The organism is Actinoplanes sp. NPDC048791 (assembly GCF_040650095.1).
In the GTDB taxonomy this organism is placed as follows: Bacteria; Actinomycetota; Actinomycetes; order Mycobacteriales; family Micromonosporaceae; genus Actinoplanes.
The window spans coordinates 1-1,083 of the sequence record NZ_JBEZGQ010001723.1 but is presented as its reverse complement, the minus strand read 5'-3'; the positions used below and the strand labels follow the sequence as shown (position 1 = coordinate 1,083).

Below are 1,083 nucleotides of genomic sequence, written 5' to 3'. Positions count from 1 at the left end.
GGAGGAAGTCATGCCGTACTCCCCCACCCGTACCCTCGCCGACACGGTTGTCGCCGTCACCGGAGCGAGCGCCGGCATCGGTGCCGCCACCGCCCACGCGCTGGTCGGCGCGGGGGCCCGGGTCGCGGTGAGTGCCCGCCGGGAGGAACGGCTGGAGCAGCTCGTGGAGGCGCTGGGCAAGGACAACGTGGTGCCGGTGGTCGGCGACGTCCGCGACCCGGCCCACAACGACGCGCTGGTGGCGGCCGCGGTCGAGCGCTGGGGCCGGCTGGACACGATGGTGGCCAACGCCGGGATCGGCGCGTACGGCGGCATCCTCGACCTGGGCGACGACCAGCTCACCGAGATGGTGGAGACCAACTACCTGGGCACGGTCTGGAGCGTACGGTCGGCGGTGCGCCGCTTCCGGGAGCAGGGTGACGGCGGTGACGTGGTGATCGTCAGCTCGGTGGCGGGCTTCCGCGGCGGCGCCGACGAGGCCGTCTACGCGGGCACCAAGCACGCCCAGGTGGGCCTGGCCGGTTCGCTGGACCGGGAGCTGCGCGCGGAGGGCACCCGGGTGACGCTGATCTGCCCGGCCGGCACCGCCACGGAGTTCGCCATCGGCGCGGGCCGCACGGAGGGCTCCCCGGAGCTGGACGATTACCTGCGCGCAGAGGACGTGGCCCACGCCATCCGGGTCGTCCTGGAGCAGCCCCGCTCGGTGCGTACGACGGTCTGGCAGATGTGGTCCATGCAGCAGCAGAGCTGACCGCGGTCCACTACGACGCCGAGCTCAGGCCGGCCAGCAGCTCGACCAGGTCGAGGGCGATGCCCCGCATGCGATCGTCGACGTCGTAGCTGGGGTCCCACGCCGCCAGCGTCGCCGAGCCGATCGGGATCCGCTCGGCGAGGTGCCGCAGGATGCCGTGGACATCGCCGGGCAGCAGGCCGTCCGGCGCCGCGTAGCTGTTGGCCGGGGCGGTCGACGGGTCGTGCACGTCGAGGTCGATGTGGACGTGCACCCGCCGCACCCGGCCGGCCAGCGCCGTCACGGCCGCTGTCACGGCGCTGCTCTCTCTGGCCCGGGCCGGCGGCAGCCAC

2 protein-coding genes are annotated in these 1,083 nt (G+C 74.1%); one reads left to right on the top strand and one right to left on the bottom strand.

Annotated features, from left to right (window positions below; all coding sequences use genetic code 11):
• Positions 1–751: SDR family oxidoreductase (locus tag AB0C29_RS49950; protein ID WP_360835622.1), on the top strand; the 751-nt coding region annotated here is incomplete at its 5' end.
• A 10-nt stretch (positions 752–761) separates the two neighbouring features.
• On the opposite strand, the gene AB0C29_RS49945 is transcribed toward AB0C29_RS49950, so the two are convergent.
• Positions 762–1,083, bottom strand: a 322-nt coding sequence (locus AB0C29_RS49945) for an arginase family protein (protein WP_360835620.1), incomplete at its 5' end; no start/stop codon positions are given.